Origin of the sequence: Deinococcus pimensis DSM 21231 (genome assembly GCF_000519345.1) — a bacterium.
In the GTDB taxonomy this organism is placed as follows: domain Bacteria; phylum Deinococcota; class Deinococci; order Deinococcales; family Deinococcaceae; genus Deinococcus_A; species Deinococcus_A pimensis.
This window is the reverse complement of record NZ_KI912614.1, coordinates 10034-11556: the sequence shown is the minus strand read 5'-3', so window position 1 is coordinate 11556 and position 1523 is coordinate 10034. Positions and strand designations below refer to the sequence as shown.

Below are 1523 nucleotides of genomic sequence, written 5' to 3'. Positions count from 1 at the left end.
GCCGCGCGAGCGCGCCCGCGCTGCGCGGGGCCGTGCAGGCGCAGCGCGGCTCGCTGTTCCTGCGCGAGAACGAGTTCCGCATCTCCACGGCCGCCGCGACCTTCGAGGGCACGACCGCCTACCCGGAACTGCGGGCCGTCGCCACCGGAGACGTTCGCGACGGGAACGTGAACGTGCCCGTCACGGTGACCCTCACGGGGCAGTTCGTGGACGACGGGACGGGCGCGCGCGCCCTGCGGCTCGACACGCGCTTCTCCACGACCGCGCAGCGCGCCTCGGGCGGGACGTACACGGAGGACGAGCTCTACGCCCTCGTGGCGTTCGGCACGTCGGACGTGACGGCCATTCCGGGCAACCTCACGCAGAGCGCCCTCAGGACCGCGCTGAACGTGTTCCTCGTCGGGGAGATCGAACGCAACGTCGCGAGGGCCCTGGGGCTGGACGTGTTCCGCATCCGCACGAACCTGCTGTCGGGCGACAGCGACTTCAGCGTGCAGTTCACGGTGGGGTCGTACCTGAGCCGCAACTTCTTCGTGCAGTACCAGGTGGACCTGCGCGGCGCGGGCCTGATCGACGCGACCTACACCACCGACGACGGACGCCTCACCTTCCGCGTGTCGAGCCCCCTGACGGGCCTGGACCTCAGCACGGTGCGGCCCTCGGCGAGCGTGTCTTACAACCTCACGGAGCGGTCCAGCGTGAGCTTCGGCGTGCAGAACAACGTGGTCAACCTCGGGCCGAACCCGGGGCCGTCGAGCACGACGTTCCGTCTCGGCTACACCTTCCGGTTCTGAGGCATCGAAGCGAGAACGGCCCGCGCGTGCGGGCCGTTCTCCTTACGCGGGCGCTTCAGCGGGCGGCGGAGGCGCGGGGTTCGAGCGCGTAGAACGCGACGACCGCGACGAGCGCGCCCACCCAGCCGGGCGCGCTGCCGAGGTCGAACTCGAACGCGCGGCCCAGCACGGTGCTGCCGAGCTGACCCTGCAGGCGCGTGCCGTCCTGCTGCGCGACGATGCGCCAGCCCACGATGGGCTCCCCGAAGAAGCCCGTGACGCGGTCCACGCCGCGCAGGCTGATCTTCTCGCGGCCCACGTTGCCGCGCAGTTCGCCCTCCTCGAGCTGGACGAGGACGGGTTCCGAGCCGACCGTGCCCTGCACGCCCGTCTCGGTGATCTCCAGAACGATGTCCTTGCCGTGCAGGCGTCCGCCCGCGCGGCCCACGATGCGGTCGCCGTCGAGCGAGCAGCGCACGTCGAAACCGTCGGCGCCGCCGAGGCGCCCCTTGAGTACGTCTTCCATGGGGGACAATATAGCCGTTCCGAAGGTGAGGGGGCTCACTCCAGCCCCGCCGCCGCCAGGTACTCCGCCCTCATCACGACCGCGCCGCCGGGGAAGCGCACCCTCGCCGCGCCCTCCCGCTCGAACAGCAGTCTCAGGGCCGCGCGCGTCACGGTCTCCACGAACGCGGGCTCGGCGGGCCCGCCCATCCACGCGAGCGTCTCCCCGCTCCACGCGAGGTGCGG

At 71.8% G+C, this 1523-nt stretch carries 3 protein-coding genes; 1 reads left to right on the top strand and 2 read right to left on the bottom strand.

The annotated features are described in order from the left end of the window. The coding region (locus tag DEIPI_RS0100095; protein WP_027480441.1) for a translocation/assembly module TamB domain-containing protein at window positions 1-794 on the top strand (794 nt) is incomplete at its 5' end. A 55-nt stretch (window positions 795-849) separates the two neighbouring features. On the opposite strand, the gene DEIPI_RS0100090 is transcribed toward DEIPI_RS0100095, so the two are convergent. Then, entirely contained in the window at window positions 850-1299 is a 450-nt protein-coding gene (locus DEIPI_RS0100090) for a hypothetical protein (RefSeq protein ID WP_027480440.1), read from the bottom strand. 35 nt (window positions 1300-1334) lie between these two features. Further along, the coding region (locus DEIPI_RS38560) for a hypothetical protein (RefSeq protein ID WP_027480439.1) at window positions 1335-1523 on the bottom strand (189 nt) is incomplete at its 5' end.

What these genes read in the sequence shown, in the direction of transcription:
- DEIPI_RS0100090 (WP_027480440.1), bottom strand. Translation starts at nt 1,299, where the DNA reads ATGGAAGACGTACTCAAGGGGCGCCTCGGCGGCGCCGACGGTTTCGAC.